This is a genomic window from Ruegeria sp. AH12, assembly GCF_056541465.1.
This window is the reverse complement of record NZ_JBQFYL010000026.1, coordinates 1-23374: the sequence shown is the minus strand read 5'-3', so window position 1 is coordinate 23374 and position 23374 is coordinate 1. Positions and strand designations below refer to the sequence as shown.

The following is a 23374-nucleotide window of genomic DNA, read 5'->3' as shown; positions in this document are numbered from 1 at the left end:
TTGTCCAGACCACCTGACTTCTAAACACGCACCCGGTGAATGCAACAACAGGGGTTTCAGGTTGGTGCACCGGTCACAGTGATTTCCCAACAGAAAAACCTGGATTGGACAAGCTGATCGCGCGACTCGCTGAGATCAACCTGCACATAAACGCAAGAGTCCTTGGTGGCCGCAACTCAGAACGGAGTCACTGGCTGATCTGGTTGACTAACGCGTTAATTTGCTGATCTCAGGCGCTAGAAGTCACTATATTTTCATATTTTCAACACTACGCTGGGACATTTGCGGCGCTTCTTGCTCGATATGCACATGCAAAAGCAGCAGGGTTAGGAAGAAAAATGAGTATCGATCGTCGTGTTTTCGTCACTGGGACGTTGGGACTTGGGCTAACGGCATTCTTGCCGGTTGGGGGCTACGCGTTTGCAATGGCCGCAGGTCAGGTGGTGCACCGCATTCTGGCCGCTCAAAAGCTGAGCTTTCTGACCGAGAAGGTCGCAAAAGCAACCGTATTGCTGAGCATGGGTGCCGAAGCCGATAGGTCTCTGACTGAACTACAACAAGCGCATGATGAGTTTGACGATATCCTGCTTGGTTTCAAAGAGGGCAAAGGATCTTCGGGCATCGACCGCGAACGGTTTTACTCGGTCAACAAAGCGCTTGAGGAAGTTGCCGCATTGTGGGCGCCCTATCGGATAGCGGTAGAGGATATAGTTGCCGCCAAGTCCGTAAATGATGCGCAATTGACCATGATCGTGGGCGATGTGGAGCCTCTGGAAGAGGCCAACCATGGGGTCGTTCGAAAGCTTGAAGCAGCCTATGGCGAGGTCAATATCGAACCGTCCATGGCCTTGGCCCTGGAGTTTGCGGGTCGGCAGCGGATGATCACGCAGAAAATCTGCAAGGAAATCGCCCTGGCCGCGACAGGAAAAGACACGGCGGAACACCACGAGAAGTTCAAGAAGAACGCCGCGAAATTTGGCAAGATCGTCGACGCGCTGATTGATGGCGGCAATGACTATATCAAGATGTCCACGCCTCCAAGCGACGCCTCGCTTGCAGCGTTGAAGCAGGTAGAGGCCCATTGGGCCGAGCTTCAGCCCACAGTCGAAGCTTTGGACGCGGCAGATGTTCCCAGCCTTGATGACGTTTTGCATTTCTGCGCCGAGATGGATGTGCTTGGAAACGAATCCGAACGGGCAGTTCTACTGTATGAGGATGCTATCAAGACCTGGTCCTGATCTGGGTCGCTCGGACCGGCGGTTTAATCGACTACCGCTCTCTTCAGATTTTGCACGCCACTGTTTGAATTCGCGCTTTTGCGCTGTGTTCAAACAAAAAAGAAGCCCCGCAGGTGATACTGCGGGGCTTCGGATATTCTTATCAGGGTGGTTTTCTTACCCCTTTTTCAGAACCTCACGGCCCAGAAGCTCGGCAATCTGAACTGCGTTCAGTGCAGCACCTTTGCGCAGGTTGTCCGATACGCACCACAGGTTCAGACCGTTCTCGATGGTCGAATCCTGACGGATGCGGCTGATGAACGTGGCGAAATCGCCGGCGCATTCGATGGGCGAGACGTAGCCGCCCGCCTCGCGCTTGTCGATCACCATGATGCCCGGGGCCTCGCGCAGGATGTCGCGGGCCTCGTCTTCGTCCAGGAATTCCTCGAACTCGATATTCACGGCCTCGGAATGGCCGACAAACACGGGAACGCGCACGCAGGTGGCTGTGACCTTGATCGACGGGTCGACGATCTTTTTGGTCTCGACAACCATCTTCCATTCTTCCTTGGTCGAGCCGTCTTCCATGAAGACATCGATCTGCGGAATGACGTTGAAGGCGATCTGTTTCTGGAACTTCTTCGGCTCAACCTCGGTGGTGGGGTTATAGACCGCCTTGGTCTGATCCCACAGCTCATCCATGCCCTCTTTACCGGCACCCGAAACCGACTGATAGGTCGACACAACTACGCGCTTGATCTTCGCGCGGTCATGCAACGGTTTCAGCGCGACAACCATCTGCGCGGTCGAGCAGTTGGGGTTGGCGATGATGTTCTTGTTTTTGTAGTCGTGAATCGCTTGCGGGTTACATTCCGGCACTATCAGCGGAATGTCCGGGTCATAACGATAAAGCGATGAGTTATCGATCACCACACAACCGGCTGCAGCCGCTTTTGGGCCGTAGGTCTTGGTTGCGTCTGAGCCGATGGCGAACAGCGCCATGTCCCAGCCGGTGAAATCAAACGTGTCGATGTCCTTAGTGGTCAGTGTCTTGTCGCCAAATGTCACCTCAGTCCCCAGCGAACGACGGCTTGCCAGAGCGGCAATTTCATCGATCGGGAACTGGCGTTCCGCCAGGATGTTCAGCATTTCGCGGCCCACGTTACCTGTGGCGCCGGCGACAACGACGCGATAGCCCATTTCATGTCTCCAAAGTTAAGGACGCGCGTTCATAGCCGCGTTGCAGCAAAGAAAAAAGAGCTTTCGGATCGGTTTTCGACGAATGACGCGGATTTGAGGCGTTCGCCACGCCCTATTGGGTGTCCAGCAAAGACCGATAGACCTCTACGATGGCTTCAGCCTCGCCTTCGATTCGAAAATTTTGTTCGACATGGGCGCGAGCGGCTTGCCCTGCGACGGCCAGTTGGGCCGGGTCGGACAGCATCTGATCCAGCGCTTCGGCCAATGCTGGGGCGTTGTCTTTTTCAACCAGCCGACCCGTTTCACCATCCTTGATCTGAGCGCTGAAGGCGCCCACGCCGTGACAGGCGATGGCGGGTACGCCCGAGGCCATCGCCTCAAGCGGGGTCAGGCCAAACCCTTCGTGGCGCGCAGGGGCGACGAACAGATCGAGGGCGCGGTAGGTCTCGACAATCTCTTCCCACGGGCGTTCGCCCAGGAAATGCACGCGGTCGCCCAGGCCAGCGGCTTGCAGTTTCGCTTCTTGTTCGGCTTGAAACGCTTCGAACTCACTGGTGGCGCGACCGGTGAAGACGATGTGGGCGTCGGGGTGCTTGGGCAGTACGCTCAGCGTAGCATTGACCAGCAGGTCGACGCCTTTCTGTGGGCGAATACGCCCGAAACAGCCGATCAGCGTGCCACTGGGCAGGCCCAATTTGCCGCGCAGGGCTTGTTTGTCTTCTGCGGGGTGAAACAGCTCGGTATTCACCCCATGCATGATGACGGTCGAAGGGTGCTGCAAAAACGAGGCCGCTTGGGGTGTTGTCGCAATCAAAGCATCCATCTGTGCGATCAGTTTCTTGGTAAACCCGGAATGATCCCGCTGTGCTGCAGATGTGAACAGCAGCTTCAGATTGCGCCGCAGAACCTTGCGCAGAAACAGACCCATCAGCATTTCCGTATTGCGCCGCGCGTGCCACACCCGGCAGGTGCGGTTCGACAGGAACGGCACCTTGATCAGGCGGATATGCGGTAGGTCATCCGGCAGGCCGGGACCGGTGGCGACGATCCCGATCATCTTTTTCTGGATCGGGAGCAGGCGAATGACCGTGGTGGTGACCCCGGACAGGCTGTGTTTCAGGTTGGGTGCGATCACCTCGATATCCTGCACGGGCCGTTCCTCCGGATTCTAGTCAGTCTAGGCTGTCCCGGCTGAATAGATAGATCACACAGCCAATGGCAAGGGTCACGGCAAAAAAGCCGAAGATGGCCAGATAAGGCGCTGTGGCTCCGGTGGCGGCGTTTGCCGCATGGATACGCCCGGTCACGAATTGCGCGACGCCAACGCCGCCAATGCCAAATAGGTTCAGCAAGGTGACCCCGCGCCCGACCAGATGTGGCGGCACAAAGGCGCGGCCATGGGCCATGATCACCGGAAAGCTGGCCCCAAATAACCCAATCACCGCCAACAGCAGGACTGAGACCCAGACCGCGCTGTCGATCCACAAACACAGCAGGCCCAGCGCTATGGCTGCCAGCGCATTGCCGCCGAAGATCACCCATTTCCGTGTTCCCAGAATGCGATCCAGTGGTCCGTAGGCAAAGGTTCCCGAGATCATTGCGGCCCCCATGATCAGCGTTGCAGTGCCGATCTGCGTGGTGCTGAGCCCAAAGACATCGTTCAGATAAGGACCGGCCCATAATCCACGCAGCGCGGCCGATGGCGCGTATGCCACCAGCATCAATGGAAGGATCAGCCACAAGGCGGGCAGTTTTAGGAGGTCCAGAACTGATCCTTTGTGTTCGGTTTCGACCTTGGCTGGGTCGCGCACGCTGATCCAGATGCCAAGGGCGACAACTGCAGAAACCAAAGCCAGGCCCAGCAGGGTGGCACGCCAGCCCAGCAGCTCAGCCGCAAGAGCGGTTGGGTAGGAAGCGACCAGATTACCCACTGATCCCACGCCCAGCATCACTGCAGCAAGCGTGGCAAACCGGGCCGGAGGGTATTCGCGCGCAAAGATGAAATACGATGCCATCAGAACCGGAGAGCACCCAACCCCTATCAGCGCCATTGCGATGCTGACATGAGCGGCGGACGTGGCCAGAGCAAAAACAGCCGCCCCGCCTGCGCCGCCAACCAGCAACAGCGCGGCTGCGGTCAGGCGCGGGCCAACCCGGTCCAGCGCCCAGCCGACCGGGATTTGCATGGCCGCAAAGACCAAAAACCAAAGGCCCGAGGCAAAGGCCAGATCTTCGGGCGTGGCGCCGATGTCGCGCTCCAGATCAAGGCTCAGGACCGCAAGGAACGCGCGAAAGAACTGGCTGAGGACATAGGCCAGACACAGTACAACCAGCCCATATTTCATCTAACGTCCCCTTCAAATCTTGCGATCACTCCTTGGCATGTTGTGGTAAAACGCACAAGCGCGTGTAGAATGTTGCAGGTAACAGACATTGATCACGTTTGAGCTATCTGACCATTCAATTCAATCTGAGGGGGACCATGAAAGACCTCCATTCTGCATTTTACGAAAACCTGCCGCTGCTGCGCGATTTCAATCAGCTGGCGGACCCGTCCTCGTTTGCGGCTGTCCCGGATGAGTGGGTTTTGGGCGTTGCCGATATCGTCGACTCGACCGGAGAGATTGCGCGCGGACGTTACAAGACCGTGAACATGGTGGGCGCGGCCGTGATCTCGGGCATGATCAACACGATGGATGGTAAGCTGTTCCCTTATGTCTTTGGTGGAGACGGTGCGGGGTTTGCCGTGCCGCCCAGTGCCGCCGATCAGGCCCGCCAGACGCTTGCCGCGCTACGGCGCTGGGCTGAGGAAGAGTTTTCAATGCCGCTGCGGGCGGCGTTGGTGCCCGTGGCAGAGCTGCGCCAGGCGGGAAAGGATTTGCGCGTGGCCCGGTATGCGCCATCGAACGGGGTGGACTATGCCATGTTCTCGGGCGGTGGTTTGGTCTGGGCCGAGGCACAGATGAAGGCCGGAGAGCATCAGGTGCCGCTGGACGAGCCGGGCAGCCAGCCAGATCTGACCGGTCTGTCCTGTCGCTGGTCCAACAGCCCGGCGCAGCATGGGCGCATCGTTTCGGTTGTTGTGCAGCCCACGGCGCAGGCGACCGAGCGTGACTTTGCCGATCTGGCACAATCGGTCTTGCGTGCCTCGGACGGGTTGGACCGCGCGGGTCACCCAGTGCCTGAAAACGGACCGCCCATGACATGGCCGCCACCGGGTGTTGATCTGGATGCGCATGTATCGCGAACCGGTCGCAGCCTGTTGCTGCAAAAGCTTATGTTGCTGGGGCAGAACCTACTGATTGCGATCTTGTTCTGGACCAATAAGCGTATGGGTCAGTTCGAGCCCGAGCATTATAAGCGGATGGTCAGCCGCAATGCCGATTTCCGCAAATTCGACGATGGGCTGAAGATGACGCTGGATTGCGATGATGCCACGCTGGCCCAGATCGAACATATGCTGGAAGAAGCGCGCGGTCGCGGCAAAATCAGATTTGGTCTGCATGCACAGGATGAGGCGATGATGACCTGCTTTGTGCCCGCCGCCACGCGGGATGATCACGTTCATTTCGTTGATGGTGCATCCGGCGGGTATGCGCAGGCGGCGGCTTTGATGCGGGGCTAGCCCTAGCCAGACTTCCATTGCGCCGACAGTGCGCGCGCTGCTTTGGCCAGAAGCATGACATCGATGCCAACCGCCAGGAACAGCGGATCCATGTCCAGATAGGCTTGGGTTGCCTCATCATTGGTGCCCAGAATCCCCGGCGCTTTGCCTGCGGCCCTGATCCGTTTCATGGCGTCGGCGATGATGGCGCGCACTTCGGGCGCGGCGCTGTTGCCCTGATGGCCCATATCGGTCGACAGATCAGCGGGCCCGATAAAGACCCCATCAATCCCGTCGACCTGTAGAATTTCGTCCAGCGCTGCCATTCCAGCGCGGTTTTCTACTTGCACCAATAGGCAGATTTCCTGATCGGCGGTCTGTATGTAGTCTTGGGTTGATCCATACATCGTCGCCCGCGCGGATGTTGCGCCAACGCCGCGTGCACCTTCGGGTGGATAACGGCAAGCACGGACCAGCTCTCGTGCCTGTTCCGCGCTTTCCACAATTGGCACCAGAATGGTCTGCGCGCCCACATCCAGAACCATCTTGATCAGCCAGGTCTCACCCACCGGTACGCGGACGACGGGATGAGACGGGCTGTTGGCCAAAGCGATCAACTGATCCCGGATCGACCGGATATCGTTGGGCGCGTGCTCTCCATCAATAACCAGCCAGTCGAACCCTGCCGTTCCCATAACCTCGGCAGTGGTGGGTTCGGCAAAACTCATCCAGCAGCCGATCTGCCGTTTGCCCTGTGCCAGAGCCTGCTTGAATGTGTTCTTTGGGGCGGGCATTCTGCTACGTCCTGTATGAGACTCTTGAGATTCTGCTGCATTCTGTCATGCAGTCTCGGTCAATATCCATAGCTTTTGGAAACAAACCGTTTGAGAGTTCAAGCATTCGCATTCCAGAGGCATCGCCGCAGTTTCTGGTTAGAACCCGGCATGCGCGCGTTCCGCCAATACCGTGGTAAGGTTAAACATGGCCGATGATTTACCGTTAACTTCAAGATCTTTGCCCATCGCGCTGTTGCGGGCGCGGGAAAAGGTGATGGGGCCAATCCGAGCGCTGTTGGTGGATGCCGGTGTCACCGAACAACAATGGCGGGTGCTGCGTGTCTTGAACGAAGAAGGCCCGCAAGAGCCGACGCATATTGCCGAACGCGCCTGCCTGCTGTTGCCCAGCCTGACCCGTATTCTGCAAACGCTAGAGCACAAAAACCTGATCTTGCGCCGCCGGCATCCTCAGGATGGTCGCCGTCAGATTGTCGAAATCAGCGATGCGGGGGTTCAGATCATTCACGCCAATCTGGCCGTGAGTGTGGAACAGGCCAAGCGGGTGCGCAGTCAGCTTGGCCCCGACAAGCATGAAATGCTGCTGGATCTTCTCAATGAACTCAATGATCTGGAAAGTTAAGAGCTTGATCCGGCCTTAGGTTTATGACCCCGTCGGAGATGGTAGGGGGAACTCTCCGACGGGGTTTGGCCAGACCCGGACTGGATATGTGCCTGGCCCGTGCTTCGAAGACGTGCAGAACCGAAAATTGGTTCGTTACCGAGGCTCAGGATCCAGGGGGATGGACCTAAACCTTTGCGTGTGCTCCGAAGCGGTCATGCTCACTTGCCGACTTGCTGTCTGGTCCGCAAGCGGTTTCTTTTCGTCGCTTTGATCGTGCTGTTTGTCCGGCCTTCCAACGATCCGGTTCTGGCGGTTGATAAAGCGCTCTGCACCTGATCGTGCAGAGCCAAATAGATTGGTTCATTACTTTGGCAACCAGCGTTCTGGGGCGAACAGGATGGTATCCAAGCACTTTTCGTCAAATGGCGATACGCAGATTTTGGGGCCCATCGCAGGTATCGAACTGCGCCGGGGGTCAAAAAGCGCATCCGATGTGTATATCTAAAACCGATTCCTCGGGATTCGGGAAACAATTCGTTTCCAAATTGTCAAAATTGGGCAGTTCCGTGCCGAATTTACGGGGAGAGCTGTGTAAAAACCGGCGGATTTCTGCGGGTTGCGGGATTGGTCTTGTGAATTAAGATGCGCGCAAACATGCATGAGGGCCCATCATGACCGACCATTTGTTCCCGATTCCGGATATCCTTGGCATTCCAGTGCAGGGTGAAACGGCCCGGTATCCGGTTGGTCGGATTTTCTGCGTTGGTCGCAACTATGCTGCCCATGCAGCCGAGATGGGGCATGAGGTGGATCGTGAAGCGCCGTTCTATTTTACCAAATCCGCGTCGAACGCCATTCTGACCGGCGCGACCGTGCCATATCCGCCGGGCACCGAGAATTTCCATCACGAAATGGAATTGGCTGTTGCCATCGGTAGACCGGTGTTCAAAGCGACCAGCGCTCAGGCTTGGGATGCGGTTTATGCCTATGGTTGTGCGCTGGATATGACGCGCCGCGATGTGCAAATCCGTGAACGCAACAAACAGCGCCCTTGGGATTTGGGCAAGGATTTTGAGAATGGGACGGTTTTTGCACCGCTGACCCGTGCGGCTGAGTGGGCTCCGGACGACAGCAAGCGCATTCATCTGAGCGTCAATTCCGAACTCCGTCAGGACGCAACCCTGAACGAGCTGATCTGGAAGATTGACGAGATCATATGCCATCTGTCTGGTTACTATCACCTGCGTCCCGGAGACCTGATCCTGACGGGAACACCTGCCGGCGTCGGGCCCGTAGTTGCAGGGGATACGATCGAAGGTGGTATTGACGGGCTCGCACCGCTTCGGCTGACCCTGACCGACCCAGAATAGAGCCTATTTAGGCTCCTTCAGCCAATCTTGTGCAAAGCTAACGAGATCCAGACCAGCGAAGCGACGGACCCGATCCAACTCGGCCTCCAGGCGGCGGGTGCGCGCTTCAGACCATCGGATGGCGCGTTCCGGCCAAAGGGCGCGCACGTGTAGTTTGCCCACATCCCGATGCGCTTTCATATCGATCCGCCCAATTAGCTTGTCGCCCTCAAGCAATGGGAACACGTAGTAGCCATAGGTCCGTTTCGCCTCTGGCACAAAAACCTCGATCCGGTAGTGAAAGCCAAACAGCCGCTCGGCCCGGTTCCGGTCGCGCAGCATCGGATCAAACGGGCTGAGCACGCGGATGCGCCCGGTTGGCTGGGGCAGGTCCGCCAAATCATCGGTCAGACCAGGTCGTGCAAAAAGCTTGCGCATTCGCCCGTCAACACAGGCAATCTCGATCTCTTCCAAGGCGCCGGATTGCAATGCTTTGGCACACCAATTCTTGGCCTCCGCTGGGCTGACCGTATCCCAGAACGCCGCAATCTCACCTGACGTGGCGAAGCCAAGCCGATCCAGCGCAGCATTGCACAACCAATCGACGGTCGCCTCAGCGTCACATGGGTGTTGACCGGGGCACAGATGCGTCTCGATCACCCGTTCTGTCAGATCATAGCGTTTTTGAAATCCTTCGCGGCCGATCACCGTCAGCGCGCCGGATCGCCACAGAAACTCAAGCGCCGTCTTGGAGGGATGCCAATCCCACCACCCACCGGACCCTTTCTTTTCGTCCTTCCCAACATCGGATGAGGACACCGCACCATGGTCTCGGATATGTTTCAGCACCGTCTCGAACTGCTGTTCGAACCCATCCCGGCGCCAATTCTTCCACCTTGACTTCAACAGATCAGCATCACGCAGAAACCGCAAATGCCAATGACGGTAATACTCCATCGGAATGACAGCGGCGTCATGGGTCCAATGTTCAAACAATGCCCGATCGCGTTCATAGAGGCGTTTCAGATTCCCACTGCGATAGCTGGGCCTGCGCGAGAACAAAATCATGTCATGGGCGCGGGCGACGGTGTTGATACTGTCGAGCTGAACAAAGCCCAGCCGCTGGATTAGCTCCAACAGGTCTGCCCCTTTGGAACGTCCCGCAGGCGGCTCGGCCAGCGCATGACGGTCCATAAAAATCGCCCGCGCTGTGCGGTTGTCGAGTTGCCGCAGCGCCATCGGCCTAGCGCCGTTTTAGCGTATCGCCAAAGCTAATCTTGGGGGTTAAGGTCACGCGGGTCTCAATCTCAGACTCCGGGTCCTTGAGCCGTTCTGCGATGATTTCGGCCGCTTGCCGACCAATCTCCAACCGACAGGCATCCATCGTTGCCAGTTTACGTGGCAGACCTTGCAGAAGTTCCACATTGTTAAACCCGGCCAGACCGATCTGTCCGGGAATATCGATGCCCTGCTCCAGTAGATACAACAGACCGCCTGCCCCGATCATGTCGTTGGAATAATACAGAAAATCCAAATCGGGTGAGCGTTCCAGCATGGCCTGTGTCATCTCGCGGCCCTTGGCGAGCGCTGAACCGCCGGAATAGAATTCCCGATCCTCGATCTCGATCCCTTTCTTGCCGAGCACTTCGGTGAAGCCTTCGAACCGCTTTCGCGCGCGATGGTCCAACGGCATCTTGGTGCCCATGAAACCGATATGTTCATAGCCCGCTTTCAGGATCGCCTGCGCCATCTCGCGGCCCGCACGACGATGAGAGATTCCGACCATCGCATCCACCGGTTTGCCGTCAGTATCCATGATCTCGACCACCGGAATACCAGATGAATCCAGCATGGCGCGGGCGGCTTCGGTATGTTCCAGCCCCGCAATGATCACGCCAGATGGCCGCCACGAGAGCATCTCGTACAGTACCTTCTCTTCTTTCTCGGGCAGGTAGTCGGTGACGCCAACGACGGGCTGCAATTCAGTGTCTTCCAGCACTTGATTGACGCCGGTCAGAACTTCGGGGAACACCATGTTCGACAGAGACGGGATGATAACGGCAACCAGATTAACCCGGCTGGACGCCAGTGCACCTGCTATCTTGTTGGGGACATATCCCAGCTCTTTCGCGGCGGCCAAAACTCGTGTGCGGGTGGCATCGGACACATCCCCACGATTGCGCAGGACCCGGCTGACTGTCATCTCTGAGACCCCCGAAGCCTCGGATACATCGCGAAGGGTCAGCGGGCGTTTGGTTTCTGTGTTCACGAGAGGCACCTGCGTTGTTGTTTTGCCCGATGGTAGCGTGAACAGGTCGACGTGTACAACAATTGTGCAAAGGCAATGACAACCCCGAATTTCCCGGTTACAGAAGGCCCCAAGCGGCCCCGTGGCTCAACTGGATAGAGCAGCCCCCTCCTAAGGGGCAGGTTGCAGGTTCGAATCCTGCCGGGGTCGCCATTGTTACTGCACCACAGGCTCCGGAAACCTACTGCGGGTCCGGTTGGCGAAGGCGACCAGGGACAGCATCACTGGGACTTCGACAAGGACGCCTACCACTGTTGCCAATGCAGCGCCAGAGTTCAGACCAAACAGGCTGATGGCCACGGCGACGGCGAGCTCGAAGAAGTTGGACGTGCCGATCATGGCACAGGGTGCCGCGATGCGGTGGGGGACTTTCAGGGCATAGGCCGCTCCGTAGGCCAGCGCAAAGATGCCGTAGCTTTGGATCAGGATTGGGATGGCGATCAGGACGATGACCATAGGTTTGGACAGGATCGTCTGCCCCTGAAGGCCGAACAGGATGACCACCGTGGCGATCAGGCCCATGATGGACCATGGTTTAACGCGCGCAAAAAAGGCGTCGATTGCGTCTTGTGATCCCAGCTTTCGGCGTGTGAGCAGCCCGGCGATCAGTGGCAAAACCACATAGAGAACGGTGGCCAGTACCAATGTCTGCCATGGAACAGATATGTCAGTGACCCCAAGCAGAAAGGCCACAATCGGCGCGAAGGCCACCACCATGATCAGATCGTTCACTGAGACCTGCACCAGCGTATAGGTCGCGTCGCCCTTGGTCAGCTGTGACCAGACGAAGACCATCGCGGTACAAGGCGCTGCGCCCAGCAGGATCAAGCCTGCGGTGTATTGGGCGGCATCCTCGGGTTCGATCCATGGCGCAAAGACATAGTCAAAGAACAGAACGGCCAGGAGGGCCATAGTGAAGGGTTTTATCAGCCAGTTGACCACCAGCGTCACAATCAGGCCCTTTGGCTGACGCGCCACACCTGCAACAGCGCCGAAATCGACGCCAACCATCATCGGGTAGACCATGGCCCAGATCAGAATGGCGACAACTAGGTTGACGCTTGCAAATTCCGCTGAGGCGACCAACCCGACCAGACCGGGAGCTGCCAGTCCGATCAGCACGCCTGCGACCATGGCTAGGGCGACCCAAAGGGTCAGGTAGCGTTCAAATATGCTCATGCGTGTGTCTCGGATGTTTGATCGGACAGTTTGCCCGATGTCAGCGCGGCCAGAGCGACCATCACCGCTGCCGTGCCCAACACAAGGGGCAACCCGCCGACTTGATAGGTGAAGCCAGACAATACGGTGCCTAAGAGACGCCCCGTCGCGTTAGCCATGTAGTAGAAGCCCACATCCATCGTGACCCGCTCGGACTTGGTGAAGGCGAGGATCAGGTAGGAATGCAGGGATGAGTTGATGGCGAAGATTGTTCCAAACACCAAAAGACCCACAACCAGAGTGACTGTCAGCCATGTCTCCGGCCCGGAAGATAGCAAAACTGCCAGTGTTAGAGCCGTAGGAATGCAGAAAAGCATGGCGGCCCAGCTGCGCGCGGCGCGGATCAAATCCCCCTCGGACCGGTCTGAGGCCCGCAGGATTTTGGGCGCGTTGGCCTGAATGACGCCGTAGAGGATGATCCAGAACGCCATAAAGGTGCCGATCATGAAAAAGGCTGCGCGGTTGTCCTCTTCGGTGCCATCCGAGAGGACAGCGTAGAAATAGATCGGTATGCCGACCACGAACCACACGTCGCGAGCACCGAACAGGAAGACCCGCGCGGCGGACAGCCAGTTGACGTTGGCAGATTTCGAGAAGACCTCAGAGAACTTCGCGCCCCTGCGCCCTTTGGGCAGGCCGGGGGGCATGAAGCGGATGACGGCGAACAGGATCACCGCCAGAACGACTGCCATCACGATGATCGCCGCCTGAAAGCCCAGCGTTGCCAGCATGGCCGCGCCCAACAGGAAGCCCAGCCCTTTGACGGCGTTCTTTGATCCAGTCAACACCGCCACCCAGCGAAACAGCCCGCCACCGTCGGTCGGGGCCAGCAATTTAACTGCGGATTTCGAGGACATTTTGGCCAGATCCTTGGCCACCCCGCTTGCGCCCTGCACGATCATGACGAACGCCACAGATGCGCCAATCGCCCAGTTAGGGTCTAGTTGCGTCAACGCCAGTAGCGCCAACACCTGCAACCCAAGCCCGGCATAGAGCGTCGAGGTCAAGCCAAACCGCGCCGCGATCCAGCCCGCTGCAAGGTTCGTCACCATTCCGGCGATTTCATAGAGGACAAATAGATAGGCCAGCTGCACCGGCGAGAAGCCAAGCGTGTGAAAGTGCAGCAGCACCAGCATCCGCAAGGCCCCATCGGTCAGCATAAAGGCCCAATAGGCGGCTGTGACCGCGATATAGGCCGACAGCCCCTCGGGCCGGTCGGTCACAGCGAGGCCCCGACCATCAGAGCCACGTCGACTAACCTGTGGGCATAGCCCATCTCATTGTCATACCAGGCATAGATTTTTACCTGCGTCCCGTTCACCACCATGGTCGACGGCGCATCCACGATCGAGGAGCGTTCGTCATTGGTGTAGTCGGTCGACACCAGCGGGCGGGTCTCATAGCCCAGAATGCCGTTCAATTCACCTTCGGCGGCGGCTTTGAAGTAGGCGTTGACCTCTTCGACAGTGGTCTCACGCTCAACCTCGAACACGCAGTCGGTCAGTGAGGCGTTCAACAGCGGCACGCGCACCGCATGGCCGTTCAGACGCCCCTTGAGTTCAGGGTAGATCAGCGTGATTGCCGTGGCCGAGCCGGTTGTGGTCGGGATCAGTGAGTTCAACGCTGAGCGCGCCCGGCGCAGATCCTTGGCGGGGCGATCGACGATAGTCTGCGTGTTGGTCACGTCATGAATCGTGGTCATCGAGCCGTGGCGGATACCGAGATTCTCGTGGATCACCTTGACCACCGGGGCCAGACAGTTCGTCGTGCAGGACGCTGCAGTTACGATCTGATGGCTCGCCGGATCATAGATGTCGTCATTCACACCCATCACGATATTGGCGGTTGGGCCGTCCTTGACCGGGGCCGAGACGACAACCTTTTTCACGCCCGCCTCGAAATAGGGGGCAAGCTTGGCCTCGGTTTTGAACACGCCGGTGCAGTCGATCACCACATCGACGCCGTCCAAGGGCAGGGCGCTCAGGTCCTTGGTGCCGATGAAGGGCAGGCGGGTGCCGTTGATGGTGACGCTGTGGTCATCATGCGCGAAATTGGCGTCCCAGCGGCCATGAACCGTGTCGAATTCCAGCAGATGCGCGTGCATCTCGGCGTCTCCGACCGCGTCGTTGATCCAGGCGATCTTGGCGCCTTTTTCCAACAGCGGTTTCAGGGCCAGCTTTCCTATACGGCCCAAGCCATTCACAGCATATGTGGTCATTTCAGTCTCCGACAGAGGTTCTGCCGATGTCATCGACAGCAGATTGTAGGGCGATCCGGTCAAGGCTTTCGACCGGCAAGGAGGTGAACGCCTCAATCCGGTGCTTCAGCGCGCCATATGCGGTTTGGAAAGCCAGGCTTTTCTCGGCATCTGTTCCGGCGGCTTTGACCGGATCTTCCATACCCCAATGGCCGCTGATCGGTTGGCCCTCCCAGGCGGGGCATTCCTCGTTCGCTGCCCTGTTACAGACGGTAAAGACAAAATCCATCTGTGGTGCCTCAGCCGTGGCGAACTCCGACATATGTTTTGAACGCAGGACCGAGGTATCGTGACCCTTATCATGCAAGACCTGCACGGCAAATGGGTTCAGCTCGGACGCGGGTTGCGTTCCTGCGGAATAGACGGTGAACCGATCCCCACCCATCTGGCGCAACAGCGATTCAGCAAAGATCGAGCGCGCAGAGTTTCCCACGCACAGAAACAGGACATTGAACTTGCGGTCTGTCATCTCGCCTTTTCCTTTTGTTGAAGGCATACAGAGATCGGGCCGCCCTCGGCAGCAATCGACGATCAGGAAATCCAGCATCCCCTGCACATTCTTCATGTCGATGGCGTAGAGCAGCGACGTGCCAGAACGTTGCTGTGTCACCAACCCGGACCGTTGCAGCGCGTTCAGATAGTTCGACATGGTACTGGCCTTGATATCCAGCTCAGATGCCAGCTCACCTGCCGGCACGGTGTCAGGAAACCGACGCATTAACATGCGAAACACGGTGATGCGTTGTGGGTGGCCCAGAATGGCCAGCTGATCTGTGATTCTTGATACCATATTTCATGAATTATAGAAATAATGATGACCGATCAATCCAAGTTCGACTTCTTTACAGAACTTTCACAAACCAAGGCACCCTCTGATTTCTCCAGCATATGCATCTGGACTTGCAGGCGCGATCATGACGGTCTAAATGACGCTCCGCACCCAGGCGTATCCTGTCAGGGCGACCAAAGGTGCCGCTGTAGCTCAGCTGGTAGAGCACGTCATTCGTAAGTAGCGGGTCGGTCTGCATTTGACGTTTCTGCTCAGTCAGTTAGAGAAAGCGAGTTGTAATTAGTAGGGCCATAGTAGGGCCGCGGAAATGAGAAGAAGGCCTCAATAGCTCAGCTGGTAGAGCAGGTCCTTCGTAAGGACAAGGTCGGGGGTTCGAGTCCCTCTTGAGGCACCACTCTTCTCGTAACATTTTACAATAAAATCAAAGCTTTTTGGAAAGATCGATTGATGACGATTGCTCTTTCGATAGCCATCGTGGGTTTTTGCAAACAAGCCATCTATACTTGATTTTGGATGACCTGAATTGAAGGGTTTTCGACTTGCTGCACCGGCGAAACATCAAAAGGCGATTGGAGGTTCAGCTGCTTAAGCTCACATATTTTGAATACTATCGGTGTTTCGCCGTCAGTTGGTCTCGCACTCCTCCCTCAAAACAGGAAACAACAATGCGCTAGGCAGCAGCTTCAACGAGATTCCAGGCTTCGCGATATGGCTCAAGCCAGCCATTTCCCCTTCCAATATTCAGGCCAACTTTATCGTAGTTAGGTAAGAACCTGCGCATATTTGAATCTTTGCGCTGCTGCCCTCGCATTCCGGGTGTAGCTAGCCACAGTGTATGTGAGTCTTTCACGGCTGCTGCGACTTGGTCGCTTGGCACAACAAAGCAGATCGGCGGGGTAATGAGTGATTTACCAAAGTCCAAGAACGCGTACAGCAAGTTCGGTGAAACAATCGTTTCATGCTTCTTGCTCATGTGCCAGCCCCCGTCGCTCCCTTTTTCGACGCGAGTCTTTACCTGAATTGCGCAGAGCTTTTTGCCAATTGAATCGGTAACAACGATATCAGTGTTTGGAACACCGACCGGGGCTAGAGCTGCAATAAGACCTCTCCGAAGAAGCTGGCACATGATGTAGTGTTCGCCTGCTGCGCCAAGCAGGCTGGTAGCTGAAGGCATGTTTCCCCTCCGAGGTTTGAAGCCATCCCAAATTGAGTCTTCTGGCTATCTGCTGCAAGAGCTCTTGATCCGGTAGACCAGGAACCAATTGGTTGCGAATTTCGGTTCGAATCTGCTCAAGTTTGAGAGACTAGTTGCCACAAAGCCATCGTCAGACCAAACTTCCTTCATGTGACCGATCAGGAGCTTTGGGATAAGCTGACCTGCTAAAAACCATGAAACAGAACCTGCAGGAGTGTCGGTGCCATTCGAGATTGTGGAGTAGAATGACACCGACACGGATCCCACCCAGGAGGGGGTCATGTGAGTGAGTGGCTGGGTGGGTGACTAGTGTCCAAGTGGAGGCTTTGTTTTCGGGTTTGGTGAACGATTGACACGTGATCGCTCATTCGCGAACGAGTGATGTATGAGAACCACCGCATGACAACGGAAGGACTACTCGCTGTGCAGTGCAGCGTATTTAGAAACTTGTCAGTTCCGGAGATGACTGAGAATTGGTGTTTCATGACTTTAGATGTGACAAGGTTCAATTGAAGTGGCGTGTGGTGGCCATAGGCGGCGCTCACCCAATCGTCCGATGCAAACGCGCTGAAAAGCTGCATGCATCGGAGTTGGGCTAGATAGTTATTGGCTCACACCGCTTGGATCTGTGCCTCCTGGTGTTCGGCCCCCACCGCCCGGTGTGCGACTTCCACCTCCTGGGGTTTGGTTTCCGCCTCCAGATGTCGACCGCTCCCCGCCGAAATCTTCACCCCTCTGCGTTTGAGGACATGGTTGTCCAGATGCATCGATGCAGTCATTGGGAGGTGGAGGAGGAGGTGGAGGAGGTAGGCAAGGTTGTTGACCAGATGGGTCTGTGCAGTCACCAGGAGGAGGTGGCGGCGGCGGTAAACATGGCCGCGCACTTGCGGCTTCCTCTTGCCCAGCACATTCACCCGCTACATCGTATTTGTTGAGAATTGGCTCGGCAACGATCGGAGTCGGAGGCGGGGTGGAACAGCCAGCCAGCACGAAAAGACCACTTACTATTGCCATTCGGTAATTTCTATCAGACATTACTTTTACTTTACTTTTCAACTACGTAAGAAGCTTCAGATGATGAGAGATGCCTAGCGTCTCAAATCGAAGTAGTCGAAGCTGAGACTATGAATTAGTCTCTGTCTTTGTCTGAAGGATGTCTGGCTGTGTATCAGTTGTAACAAGGCGAAGCTGTAGCAAATGATCAAAGCAAGCGCGAATTGAGTTGGTTGTTTCGTGCCCAAAACTATAAGTTTTTGAGAGTTGTGAAATCGGATAAAGATTCTATTCCAACAGCACGCCACAACAACGTCTCAAGCTGATGAAACTACATCACACGATGTTCAGAAGCCTTCTCCGTGGGCCATCATGTGGACCAAGCTCGCTTCGTATGAACTTCGCAAACAAGTCGCAAGTCCAATGTCTTTTGTCAGTTTAGGATTTTTTATGGCTTAGGTTTTCTTCAACATCCTCAGACAAGCCGGTAACCCAGGCCTCGGACGGTTTGAATGATTTGTGGTTTCTTAGGGTTTTTTTCGATCTTGCTACGCAAACGCGAAACGCGCAAATCGATTGACCGGTCGAAGGGCTCCCAGCCACGACTGTGAGCCGAGTCAAGTAGTTGATCTCGATTTAGTACGCGGCCTCGATTCACGACCATTACCTTTAATAGTTCCAATTCCATCGCGGTGATTTTGATTTCTGAACCATCGGCGCGGCACAGTCGCGCGGAGGAGACATCAAGTATGCAATCCCCTACAGTGAATTGCGTGTTATCCGAACTCGTTGGCGAGATGTAGCAAGGGAACTCGGTATCTTCGGTCCTACGTAAGACGCTTTTGATGCGCGCTTCCAGCTCGCGCAGATCAACGGGTTTGGCAATGTAGTCGTCTGCACCAAGCTCGAAGCCAACAATTCGATCCACGGTTTCGGTCACCGCTGTAAGCATAATTACCGGTACGTTGCTATTGGCCCGTAGCTTGGTTAAGGCAGTTATTCCGTTTTCGCGGGGCATCCGCACGTCCAAGATAATTAAGGATGGAGAGATGCTTAGAAGCGCTGTTCTCAAGCCGTCTGCGTCGGGCACACCTTCGACCTGATAGCCGCGCTCGCCAAAATACACTGCCAGCATTTCGCGGAAGTTGTCATCGTCGTCGCAGATGAGGAGTTCAAGCTCGGACATAAGACGGCCTTAATGCACAAACTGGCAAGGTAGACTGATCCAAAATGTGGACCCCACATTCTGCGTTGAAAACACTGCTAACGTCCCGCCATGCCCTGTTACAATTCGATGCGCAAACGCCAATCCGAGTCCAGTGCCTCTTCCAACTTCCTTTGTTGTATAGAATGGCTCGAAAATTCTATCTAAAGTTTGTTGTTCCATCCCGGACCCATTGTCTTTGAATTTGATAAAAACCTTTTTGCTCTTTCGTTTGAAAAAACTCCGAATCTCGAGTTTTCGATGTCTTTGTGACGTTTCCAAAGCCTGTCGAGCATTTATGATGAGGTTTAAGAAAACCTGCATTAGCTGATCTCGATCGGCGAGTATCTGAGGGAATTTGGGATTCTGCTCTAACGTGATTTGTGCATCAATTTGCAAAAAGGTTGATCCAACCAGATCAACTGCAAGCCTAAGTAGTTCATTGAGATCAGTGGGTTTTAGAACAGGGGGTCGCTCGCGCGCCATCGCTAAGAAAGTTTCGACAATGCGTATGCATCTGTCGGCTTCTGAAGAAATTCTCTCAATCCGCGAAACGAGCGTTAGATCATCAGTGCATTCCTGAAGCATCAGTGAGTAACCGGCAATAGTCGAGAGTGGAGTGCTCAGCTCGTGCGAGATACCCGCCAGAAGCTCGCCCAATACCGATAACTTTTCTGCCTGATGCAGGCTCTCCCTCTGTTGGTCTAGTTGTTTTTGCAATGCAAGTTGTTCGGTGATGTCTCTGGTCGATGAGACTATGATTTGCTCGCCCCGTAGTTCCGTAATACGCGCTGAGGTAAGACCATCCATTATTGTCCCATCGCCACGAATAAACCGAAATGGATGGTCATTCAGCATGCCCGTTGGAAGCAAAGCCTCGAGATACTTGATACGATCTTTAGGGCTCAAGAAGAAGGACGAGGCATTGGTAATGGGTCCGAAGCATTGGCGAGAAGCAGGGGCACAATACAAGACGTGACCATCTGATAGTCGTGTGACAAGGAACGTCGTTGGACACGCCTCAACAATCTTCCGCACAAGTTCATCAGCCTCTTTTTCTTTCGCTTCGGCGCGTTGCCGCTCAGTGATATCTGTGGCCGTCGCCAACACACCACCAAACCTTGTTTTGAAGCTCGTTATCTGAACAGCCCGACCGTCCGGTTTAGTAAATCGATAGTGTCGCGGTTCGCTATGCATTGAGAGTACCAAAGTCGTAGCAGCCTCAGCGACGGTCTCGCCGTCGCGAAGTTCAAGAAGGCCTGCTTCAACCATTTGCGACATTCCCTCAACAATAGATTCACCATCCTCTGCGTTCCAACACAGGTCACGCCATGCATCGTTACAGATCTGAACGCGCAAGGTCGCGTCCCAGAGAACTATTCCCATATCCACAGAAGCAAATGCTGTTGCTAACAACTCAAGAGATCGCCGCTCGCTCAGATACCCATCGGATGTTTCGCGAAGCGTAACGATGTAACCGCCTTCTTCTGTTTGAGTCGAAGTCGCCTTGAGGATCTTTCCGTCAATAAGTTCGACGTCGGCGTCTCGAACAAGGTCTTTGACTGCTTTTTCGTAGTTTTCGGCCAATTCAGAAAGCTTTGCATCTGCCGGTAGTGAAAGACGACCGCCTGACAAAAGCTCGTTAGCAAGGACACGCATAGCCTTACCGGCTATCTCGTCTGGATCAACATTGGGTATAAGCTTATGCGCTTGACTGTTTGCGAGAATGCATCGCTCATTCCTGTCAAACACCAGTGTTGCGACATCAAGTGCGTTAAAGGCCAACCGAAGTGTTTCAGAACTACTAGCTTCCAGATCTTTTCCGGATTGTGCTGTGTGCGTTGTTAGACTCATGCTTTGTCGACTTCCGTTAGGTGTCGTGACTCACAATGCTCAAATCTCGCGATTAGCGTTTCTTGATTTTGAAGGTTAAGTGACGAGCAAAATGAGCGTTTTCAGCCTTACGTTCCCAAGCTCTACGGCAGGCCGCATATTGATTGCAGGCGCATTCTCAGTGAGATTATCTCTATTAATCGCATCGGCCTAGGTGTGGCGATGCTCTGGTATAGGTCCATTTCCTTGCTCTTGCTTTAGGGTTTATGACACGCATGACCGGCCCACTAAAGATTGAACACACGGCGAGCGTTCCCAGAAAGGAACGCATTGGATTGATCTGACGTTAGTCCAAGATCATCCATTTTTCTGAGGCAATGTTCCGGTGAAATCATTGGCCAATTTGTGCCAAACATAACCCGACTGGTGCCGATACCTTTCATGTATTCGACAAAATTCGTTGGCAGGCGGTGAACTGCATATGCAGAGGTGTCTACGTAAAAATTCGGGAACTTGATGGTGAGCGAGACAAGTTCATCAATCCATGGGAAGCCAACGTGACCACCGACGACAACCAACTCCGGAAAGTCCAGGAACACATCCTCCAAGTATGGAATTGGCCTTCCCGTTTCGGATCGCTGCAATGGTCCGGTGTGTCCGATTTGAGTGCAAAGTGGAACGCCTGCATCAATACACGCCGCATAAATCGGATAGTATTTGCGATCGTTCGGGGGCAAATCCCAAAGCCATGGAACGATACGAACGCCGACAAATCTGTCGCCGTCGACCCAGCGTCGAATGTCGCGTACTGCGCCCATCGGATCTGACAAATCAACGGTCGCTAACCCTCTAAATCTATCAGGAGCCGCGTCAATGGCAGCGCTCACCTCCTCGTTCGAGATTAGTGATCCCTGCGGTCCGTGCCATGCTGATAGAAGACTAATATCAACGTCTGCAGCATCCATTGCCTGCAATGCCATATTGACCGTTGGGACAACCGGTTTTTGAGTTTGACCTGTCCATCTCAATAGTGTGGCCAGCCATGGAGAAGCTGCCATTCTTTCGGTTGTCATTTGTAGCCAAACGTCTATTGCTCCCATGAGCGAGTTCCCTTTCTGAGAAATGCTACACTAGTGTAGTAATGTGCTGAGAAGGGTCTAGTCAAGCGTCTGAGGTGAACTTTTGTCGGCATCAAAAGCCCGAATATATTTTTTGCTGCAACACGCGGCTGCATCGATAAAAGCACAAGCTGACGCCACCTTGATTGAAACGGGTCAGTTGACTACTGCCCAAGCAGCAGCGCTGTATGTGATTGCCAAAGACGGTCCAGTTACTCAAAAAAGAATTGCCGAAGCACTATCGCAGCGGGAAAGCGCGATTACGACCATGGCCGCGCGTTTGCTGAAGGCAAATTTCATCTATAAGGTTAGGTCGGACAGCGACAAACGTGCTTGGGCGCTAGGGATTACAGCAGAAGGTAGGAACGCACTACTTGCAATGGAAGCAGCGTTTGACAAGGTAAATGCAAACCTAGATGCGTCCTTGACCGAAGACGAGATCAAAGCACTCGCAAGAAGCCTGAATATCGTCATAGAGACCTTCTCCAGACCCGGTTAGTTCGCAGCAAGCGGAGAGGTTACAAGCAGTATTAAATTCAAACGCCACCGGTATCCTGCAACGGTGATTGCGCCCAAACAGATGAACTGGAGCTAGTCTTGGTTAACCATTGAAGCTCTATGGAGTCGTGAATATTACCTCCCCAACTCCAGTTTTTCTTGAGAATCTGCACGACCCGAAAGCCGCATTTTTCTAAGACCCTTCTGCTGGCAATGTTTCCGTCTGTTGCAAATGCAACTATCTTACGGATTTTTGGATTTAATTGGCACATTTGACTTATTGCAGCCGATATGGCCGAGGTTCCTATGTTCATCCCTTGTAGGTGATGGTCCAAGAAAAACCCGATTTCGCATACTGGTCCAGTTATATTCTCGAAGCTGACTAATCCGCAAACTCTGCCTTCATATTTAATAACCCATGCACGTTCATTTTCGGACATGGCTTCATGAATCCACCCCATGAAGTACTCACGGTTGCCAGTTGCCTTTTGAAAGTCTTCAATACTTCGTTTGTCCTTGGACACTTCAAACAGTGCATCAAAGTGCGTTGTATTCAGGAGCTCTAGCGACAAGCAGTCAGTGATGTGAATTGTCGCCTTGTTAAACATGGTCATAGCAATCATGCGTGGGCGATGGGCAGTACAACATCTGCCATCTGAATTTATCTCGATGATGTCAGCGTTGGTAGTTTTGTTTCTGTTGTGTGTCTGTTGAGTAATGACGACGGGTATTGCAGATCGTAAATCTAGTATTATTGCATTGTTATCAGCTAGTTAGACCATCACAAGAAGATACAATTTTCTACAAAACAGAAAAATAACGGACACAAAGATGCACGAATAATACAGCCAGACGCGCGCGTTCAGTCTGGAACGCAAATGATGCGCAAGTGTTTCAGAAAGCACCAAGCAGCAGCGCAGTATTCAGGGTGAAGAAGGAAGTTTCTTGCATGCGTTTTTTTCCAGAGTGCCGAGCAGTTGAGGCAAAGGTTGTGAAGTCGAAAGATCCATTTCTGAACTGGGTTCTTTCCTACGTGGTTTCGTCTAGGCTTCGACTGGCAGGAACCATTGGACTTGGGATGGTAACTGCTGTGCCTCATGTATCTTTCGGTCAAACGGTCGTGCCGCCTGCGGGTGGTCCGTGTACGATTGACGGCTTGACGGTGACCTGTACCGGCGATGTCTCGGCGGGG

At 54.8% G+C, this 23374-nt stretch carries 21 protein-coding genes and 2 tRNA genes; 7 read left to right on the top strand and 16 right to left on the bottom strand.

The features are described from left to right. Positions 1-338 precede the first annotated feature (338 nt). Entirely contained in the window at positions 339-1238 is a 900-nt protein-coding gene (locus ACR0EL_RS21045; RefSeq protein ID WP_480502091.1) for a type IV pili methyl-accepting chemotaxis transducer N-terminal domain-containing protein, read from the top strand. A 156-nt stretch (positions 1239-1394) separates the two neighbouring features. Here ACR0EL_RS21045 and ACR0EL_RS21040 read toward each other — a convergent pair whose 3' ends face one another. From ACR0EL_RS21040 to ACR0EL_RS21030, 3 genes are all read right to left on the bottom strand, one after another. Then, entirely contained in the window at positions 1395-2417 is a 1023-nt protein-coding gene (locus ACR0EL_RS21040) for an aspartate-semialdehyde dehydrogenase (RefSeq protein WP_480502089.1), read from the bottom strand. A 112-nt stretch (positions 2418-2529) separates the two neighbouring features. Beyond that, complete coding sequence (locus ACR0EL_RS21035) at positions 2530-3567, bottom strand: glycosyltransferase family 4 protein (RefSeq protein WP_480502087.1); 1038 nt, start codon at positions 3565-3567, stop codon at positions 2530-2532. A gap of 22 nt (positions 3568-3589) precedes the next feature. Then, positions 3590-4762: an MFS transporter gene (locus tag ACR0EL_RS21030; RefSeq protein WP_480502085.1), complete on the bottom strand. Its 1173-nt coding sequence runs from the start codon at positions 4760-4762 to the stop codon at positions 3590-3592. Between the two features lie 137 nt (positions 4763-4899). Between ACR0EL_RS21030 and ACR0EL_RS21025 the strand changes: the two genes are divergently transcribed. Further along, positions 4900-6042: a DUF3095 domain-containing protein gene (locus tag ACR0EL_RS21025; protein WP_480502083.1), complete on the top strand. Its 1143-nt coding sequence runs from the start codon at positions 4900-4902 to the stop codon at positions 6040-6042. A 2-nt stretch (positions 6043-6044) separates the two neighbouring features. On the opposite strand, the gene ACR0EL_RS21020 is transcribed toward ACR0EL_RS21025, so the two are convergent. Beyond that, complete coding sequence (locus ACR0EL_RS21020) at positions 6045-6815, bottom strand: aldolase/citrate lyase family protein (RefSeq protein WP_480502081.1); 771 nt, start codon at positions 6813-6815, stop codon at positions 6045-6047. A 187-nt stretch (positions 6816-7002) separates the two neighbouring features. On the opposite strand from ACR0EL_RS21020, the gene hpaR reads away from it, so the two are divergent. Next, the gene (gene hpaR, locus ACR0EL_RS21015) at positions 7003-7437 is read left to right on the top strand and encodes a homoprotocatechuate degradation operon regulator HpaR (RefSeq protein WP_353008617.1); all 435 of its coding nucleotides are present in this window, start codon (positions 7003-7005) and stop codon (positions 7435-7437) included. A gap of 653 nt (positions 7438-8090) precedes the next feature. After that, on the top strand, positions 8091-8789 hold the full coding sequence (locus ACR0EL_RS21010; protein WP_480502079.1) for a fumarylacetoacetate hydrolase family protein: 699 nt from the start codon (positions 8091-8093) through the stop codon (positions 8787-8789). A gap of 3 nt (positions 8790-8792) precedes the next feature. Here the strand turns inward: ACR0EL_RS21010 and ACR0EL_RS21005 are convergent, their stop codons facing one another. Both ACR0EL_RS21005 and ACR0EL_RS21000 read right to left on the bottom strand, forming a co-directional pair. Beyond that, a complete protein-coding gene (locus tag ACR0EL_RS21005) occupies positions 8793-10007 on the bottom strand; it encodes a winged helix-turn-helix domain-containing protein (RefSeq protein WP_480502077.1) in 1215 nt (404 codons plus the stop codon). Between the two features lie 4 nt (positions 10008-10011). After that, positions 10012-11037, bottom strand: a complete 1026-nt coding sequence (locus tag ACR0EL_RS21000; protein WP_480502074.1) for a LacI family DNA-binding transcriptional regulator — start codon at positions 11035-11037, stop codon at positions 10012-10014. Positions 11038-11152: 115 nt separating this feature from the next. Here ACR0EL_RS21000 and ACR0EL_RS20995 point away from each other — a divergent pair. Beyond that, a tRNA-Arg gene (locus ACR0EL_RS20995) sits at positions 11153-11229 on the top strand. A 3-nt stretch (positions 11230-11232) separates the two neighbouring features. Here the strand turns inward: ACR0EL_RS20995 and arsB are convergent. The 4 genes from arsB to ACR0EL_RS20975 are packed head-to-tail and all read right to left on the bottom strand — an operon-like array spanning position 11233 to position 15341. Further along, complete coding sequence (gene arsB / locus ACR0EL_RS20990; RefSeq protein ID WP_480502072.1) at positions 11233-12255, bottom strand: ACR3 family arsenite efflux transporter; 1023 nt, start codon at positions 12253-12255, stop codon at positions 11233-11235. Beyond that, a complete protein-coding gene (gene arsJ, locus ACR0EL_RS20985) occupies positions 12252-13517 on the bottom strand; it encodes an organoarsenical effux MFS transporter ArsJ (RefSeq protein ID WP_480502070.1) in 1266 nt (421 codons plus the stop codon). The genes arsB and arsJ overlap by 4 nt, the downstream gene beginning before the upstream one ends. Continuing rightward, a complete protein-coding gene (locus tag ACR0EL_RS20980) occupies positions 13514-14512 on the bottom strand; it encodes an ArsJ-associated glyceraldehyde-3-phosphate dehydrogenase (RefSeq protein ID WP_480502068.1) in 999 nt (332 codons plus the stop codon). Before ACR0EL_RS20980 ends, arsJ begins: the two co-directional genes overlap by 4 nt. 1 nt (position 14513) lies before the next feature. Further along, positions 14514-15341, bottom strand: a complete 828-nt coding sequence (locus tag ACR0EL_RS20975) for an arsenate reductase/protein-tyrosine-phosphatase family protein (protein WP_480502066.1) — start codon at positions 15339-15341, stop codon at positions 14514-14516. A gap of 318 nt (positions 15342-15659) precedes the next feature. Here ACR0EL_RS20975 and ACR0EL_RS20970 point away from each other — a divergent pair. Next, positions 15660-15735: transfer RNA gene (locus tag ACR0EL_RS20970), tRNA-Thr, on the top strand. Positions 15736-16011: 276 nt separating this feature from the next. On the opposite strand, the gene ACR0EL_RS20965 is transcribed toward ACR0EL_RS20970, so the two are convergent. The 5 genes from ACR0EL_RS20965 to ACR0EL_RS20945 form a co-directional block, all read right to left on the bottom strand. Next, on the bottom strand, positions 16012-16515 hold the full coding sequence (locus ACR0EL_RS20965; protein ID WP_480502064.1) for a hypothetical protein: 504 nt from the start codon (positions 16513-16515) through the stop codon (positions 16012-16014). A gap of 632 nt (positions 16516-17147) precedes the next feature. After that, positions 17148-17450, bottom strand: a complete 303-nt coding sequence (locus ACR0EL_RS20960) for a hypothetical protein (protein WP_480502062.1) — start codon at positions 17448-17450, stop codon at positions 17148-17150. Between the two features lie 554 nt (positions 17451-18004). Further along, entirely contained in the window at positions 18005-18715 is a 711-nt protein-coding gene (locus ACR0EL_RS20955) for a response regulator (protein ID WP_480502060.1), read from the bottom strand. Between the two features lie 9 nt (positions 18716-18724). Beyond that, the gene (locus ACR0EL_RS20950; RefSeq protein ID WP_480502058.1) at positions 18725-20587 is read right to left on the bottom strand and encodes a PAS domain-containing sensor histidine kinase; all 1863 of its coding nucleotides are present in this window, start codon (positions 20585-20587) and stop codon (positions 18725-18727) included. A gap of 266 nt (positions 20588-20853) precedes the next feature. Beyond that, positions 20854-21666, bottom strand: a complete 813-nt coding sequence (locus tag ACR0EL_RS20945; protein ID WP_480502055.1) for an amidohydrolase family protein — start codon at positions 21664-21666, stop codon at positions 20854-20856. 82 nt (positions 21667-21748) lie between these two features. Between ACR0EL_RS20945 and ACR0EL_RS20940 the strand changes: the two genes are divergently transcribed. Next, on the top strand, positions 21749-22183 hold the full coding sequence (locus ACR0EL_RS20940) for a MarR family winged helix-turn-helix transcriptional regulator (protein ID WP_480502053.1): 435 nt from the start codon (positions 21749-21751) through the stop codon (positions 22181-22183). A 37-nt stretch (positions 22184-22220) separates the two neighbouring features. On the opposite strand, the gene ACR0EL_RS20935 is transcribed toward ACR0EL_RS20940, so the two are convergent. Further along, positions 22221-22796 carry a GNAT family N-acetyltransferase gene (locus ACR0EL_RS20935; RefSeq protein WP_480502051.1) on the bottom strand — a complete coding sequence of 192 codons (576 nt, stop codon included), beginning with the start codon at positions 22794-22796 and terminating at the stop codon, positions 22221-22223. Positions 22797-23374: the final 578 nt, after the last annotated feature.

Excerpts from the sequence above, each read along its gene's own strand:
- ACR0EL_RS21045 (WP_480502091.1), top strand. The coding sequence starts at position 339 with ATGAGTATCGATCGTCGTGTTTTCGTCACTGGGACGTTGGGACTTGGG.
- ACR0EL_RS21040 (WP_480502089.1), bottom strand. The coding sequence starts at position 2,417 with ATGGGCTATCGCGTCGTTGTCGCCGGCGCCACAGGTAACGTGGGCCGC.
- ACR0EL_RS21030 (WP_480502085.1), bottom strand. The coding sequence starts at position 4,762 with ATGAAATATGGGCTGGTTGTACTGTGTCTGGCCTATGTCCTCAGCCAG.
- ACR0EL_RS21025 (WP_480502083.1), top strand. The coding sequence starts at position 4,900 with ATGAAAGACCTCCATTCTGCATTTTACGAAAACCTGCCGCTGCTGCGC.
- ACR0EL_RS21020 (WP_480502081.1), bottom strand. The coding sequence starts at position 6,815 with ATGCCCGCCCCAAAGAACACATTCAAGCAGGCTCTGGCACAGGGCAAA.
- hpaR (WP_353008617.1), top strand. The coding sequence starts at position 7,003 with ATGGCCGATGATTTACCGTTAACTTCAAGATCTTTGCCCATCGCGCTG.
- ACR0EL_RS21010 (WP_480502079.1), top strand. The coding sequence starts at position 8,091 with ATGACCGACCATTTGTTCCCGATTCCGGATATCCTTGGCATTCCAGTG.
- ACR0EL_RS21005 (WP_480502077.1), bottom strand. The coding sequence starts at position 10,007 with ATGGCGCTGCGGCAACTCGACAACCGCACAGCGCGGGCGATTTTTATG.
- arsB (WP_480502072.1), bottom strand. The coding sequence starts at position 12,255 with ATGAGCATATTTGAACGCTACCTGACCCTTTGGGTCGCCCTAGCCATG.
- ACR0EL_RS20980 (WP_480502068.1), bottom strand. The coding sequence starts at position 14,512 with ATGACCACATATGCTGTGAATGGCTTGGGCCGTATAGGAAAGCTGGCC.
- ACR0EL_RS20975 (WP_480502066.1), bottom strand. The coding sequence starts at position 15,341 with ATGGTATCAAGAATCACAGATCAGCTGGCCATTCTGGGCCACCCACAA.
- ACR0EL_RS20965 (WP_480502064.1), bottom strand. The coding sequence starts at position 16,515 with ATGCCTTCAGCTACCAGCCTGCTTGGCGCAGCAGGCGAACACTACATC.
- ACR0EL_RS20955 (WP_480502060.1), bottom strand. The coding sequence starts at position 18,715 with ATGTCCGAGCTTGAACTCCTCATCTGCGACGACGATGACAACTTCCGC.
- ACR0EL_RS20950 (WP_480502058.1), bottom strand. The coding sequence starts at position 20,587 with ATGAGTCTAACAACGCACACAGCACAATCCGGAAAAGATCTGGAAGCT.
- ACR0EL_RS20945 (WP_480502055.1), bottom strand. The coding sequence starts at position 21,666 with ATGGGAGCAATAGACGTTTGGCTACAAATGACAACCGAAAGAATGGCA.
- ACR0EL_RS20935 (WP_480502051.1), bottom strand. The coding sequence starts at position 22,796 with ATGACCATGTTTAACAAGGCGACAATTCACATCACTGACTGCTTGTCG.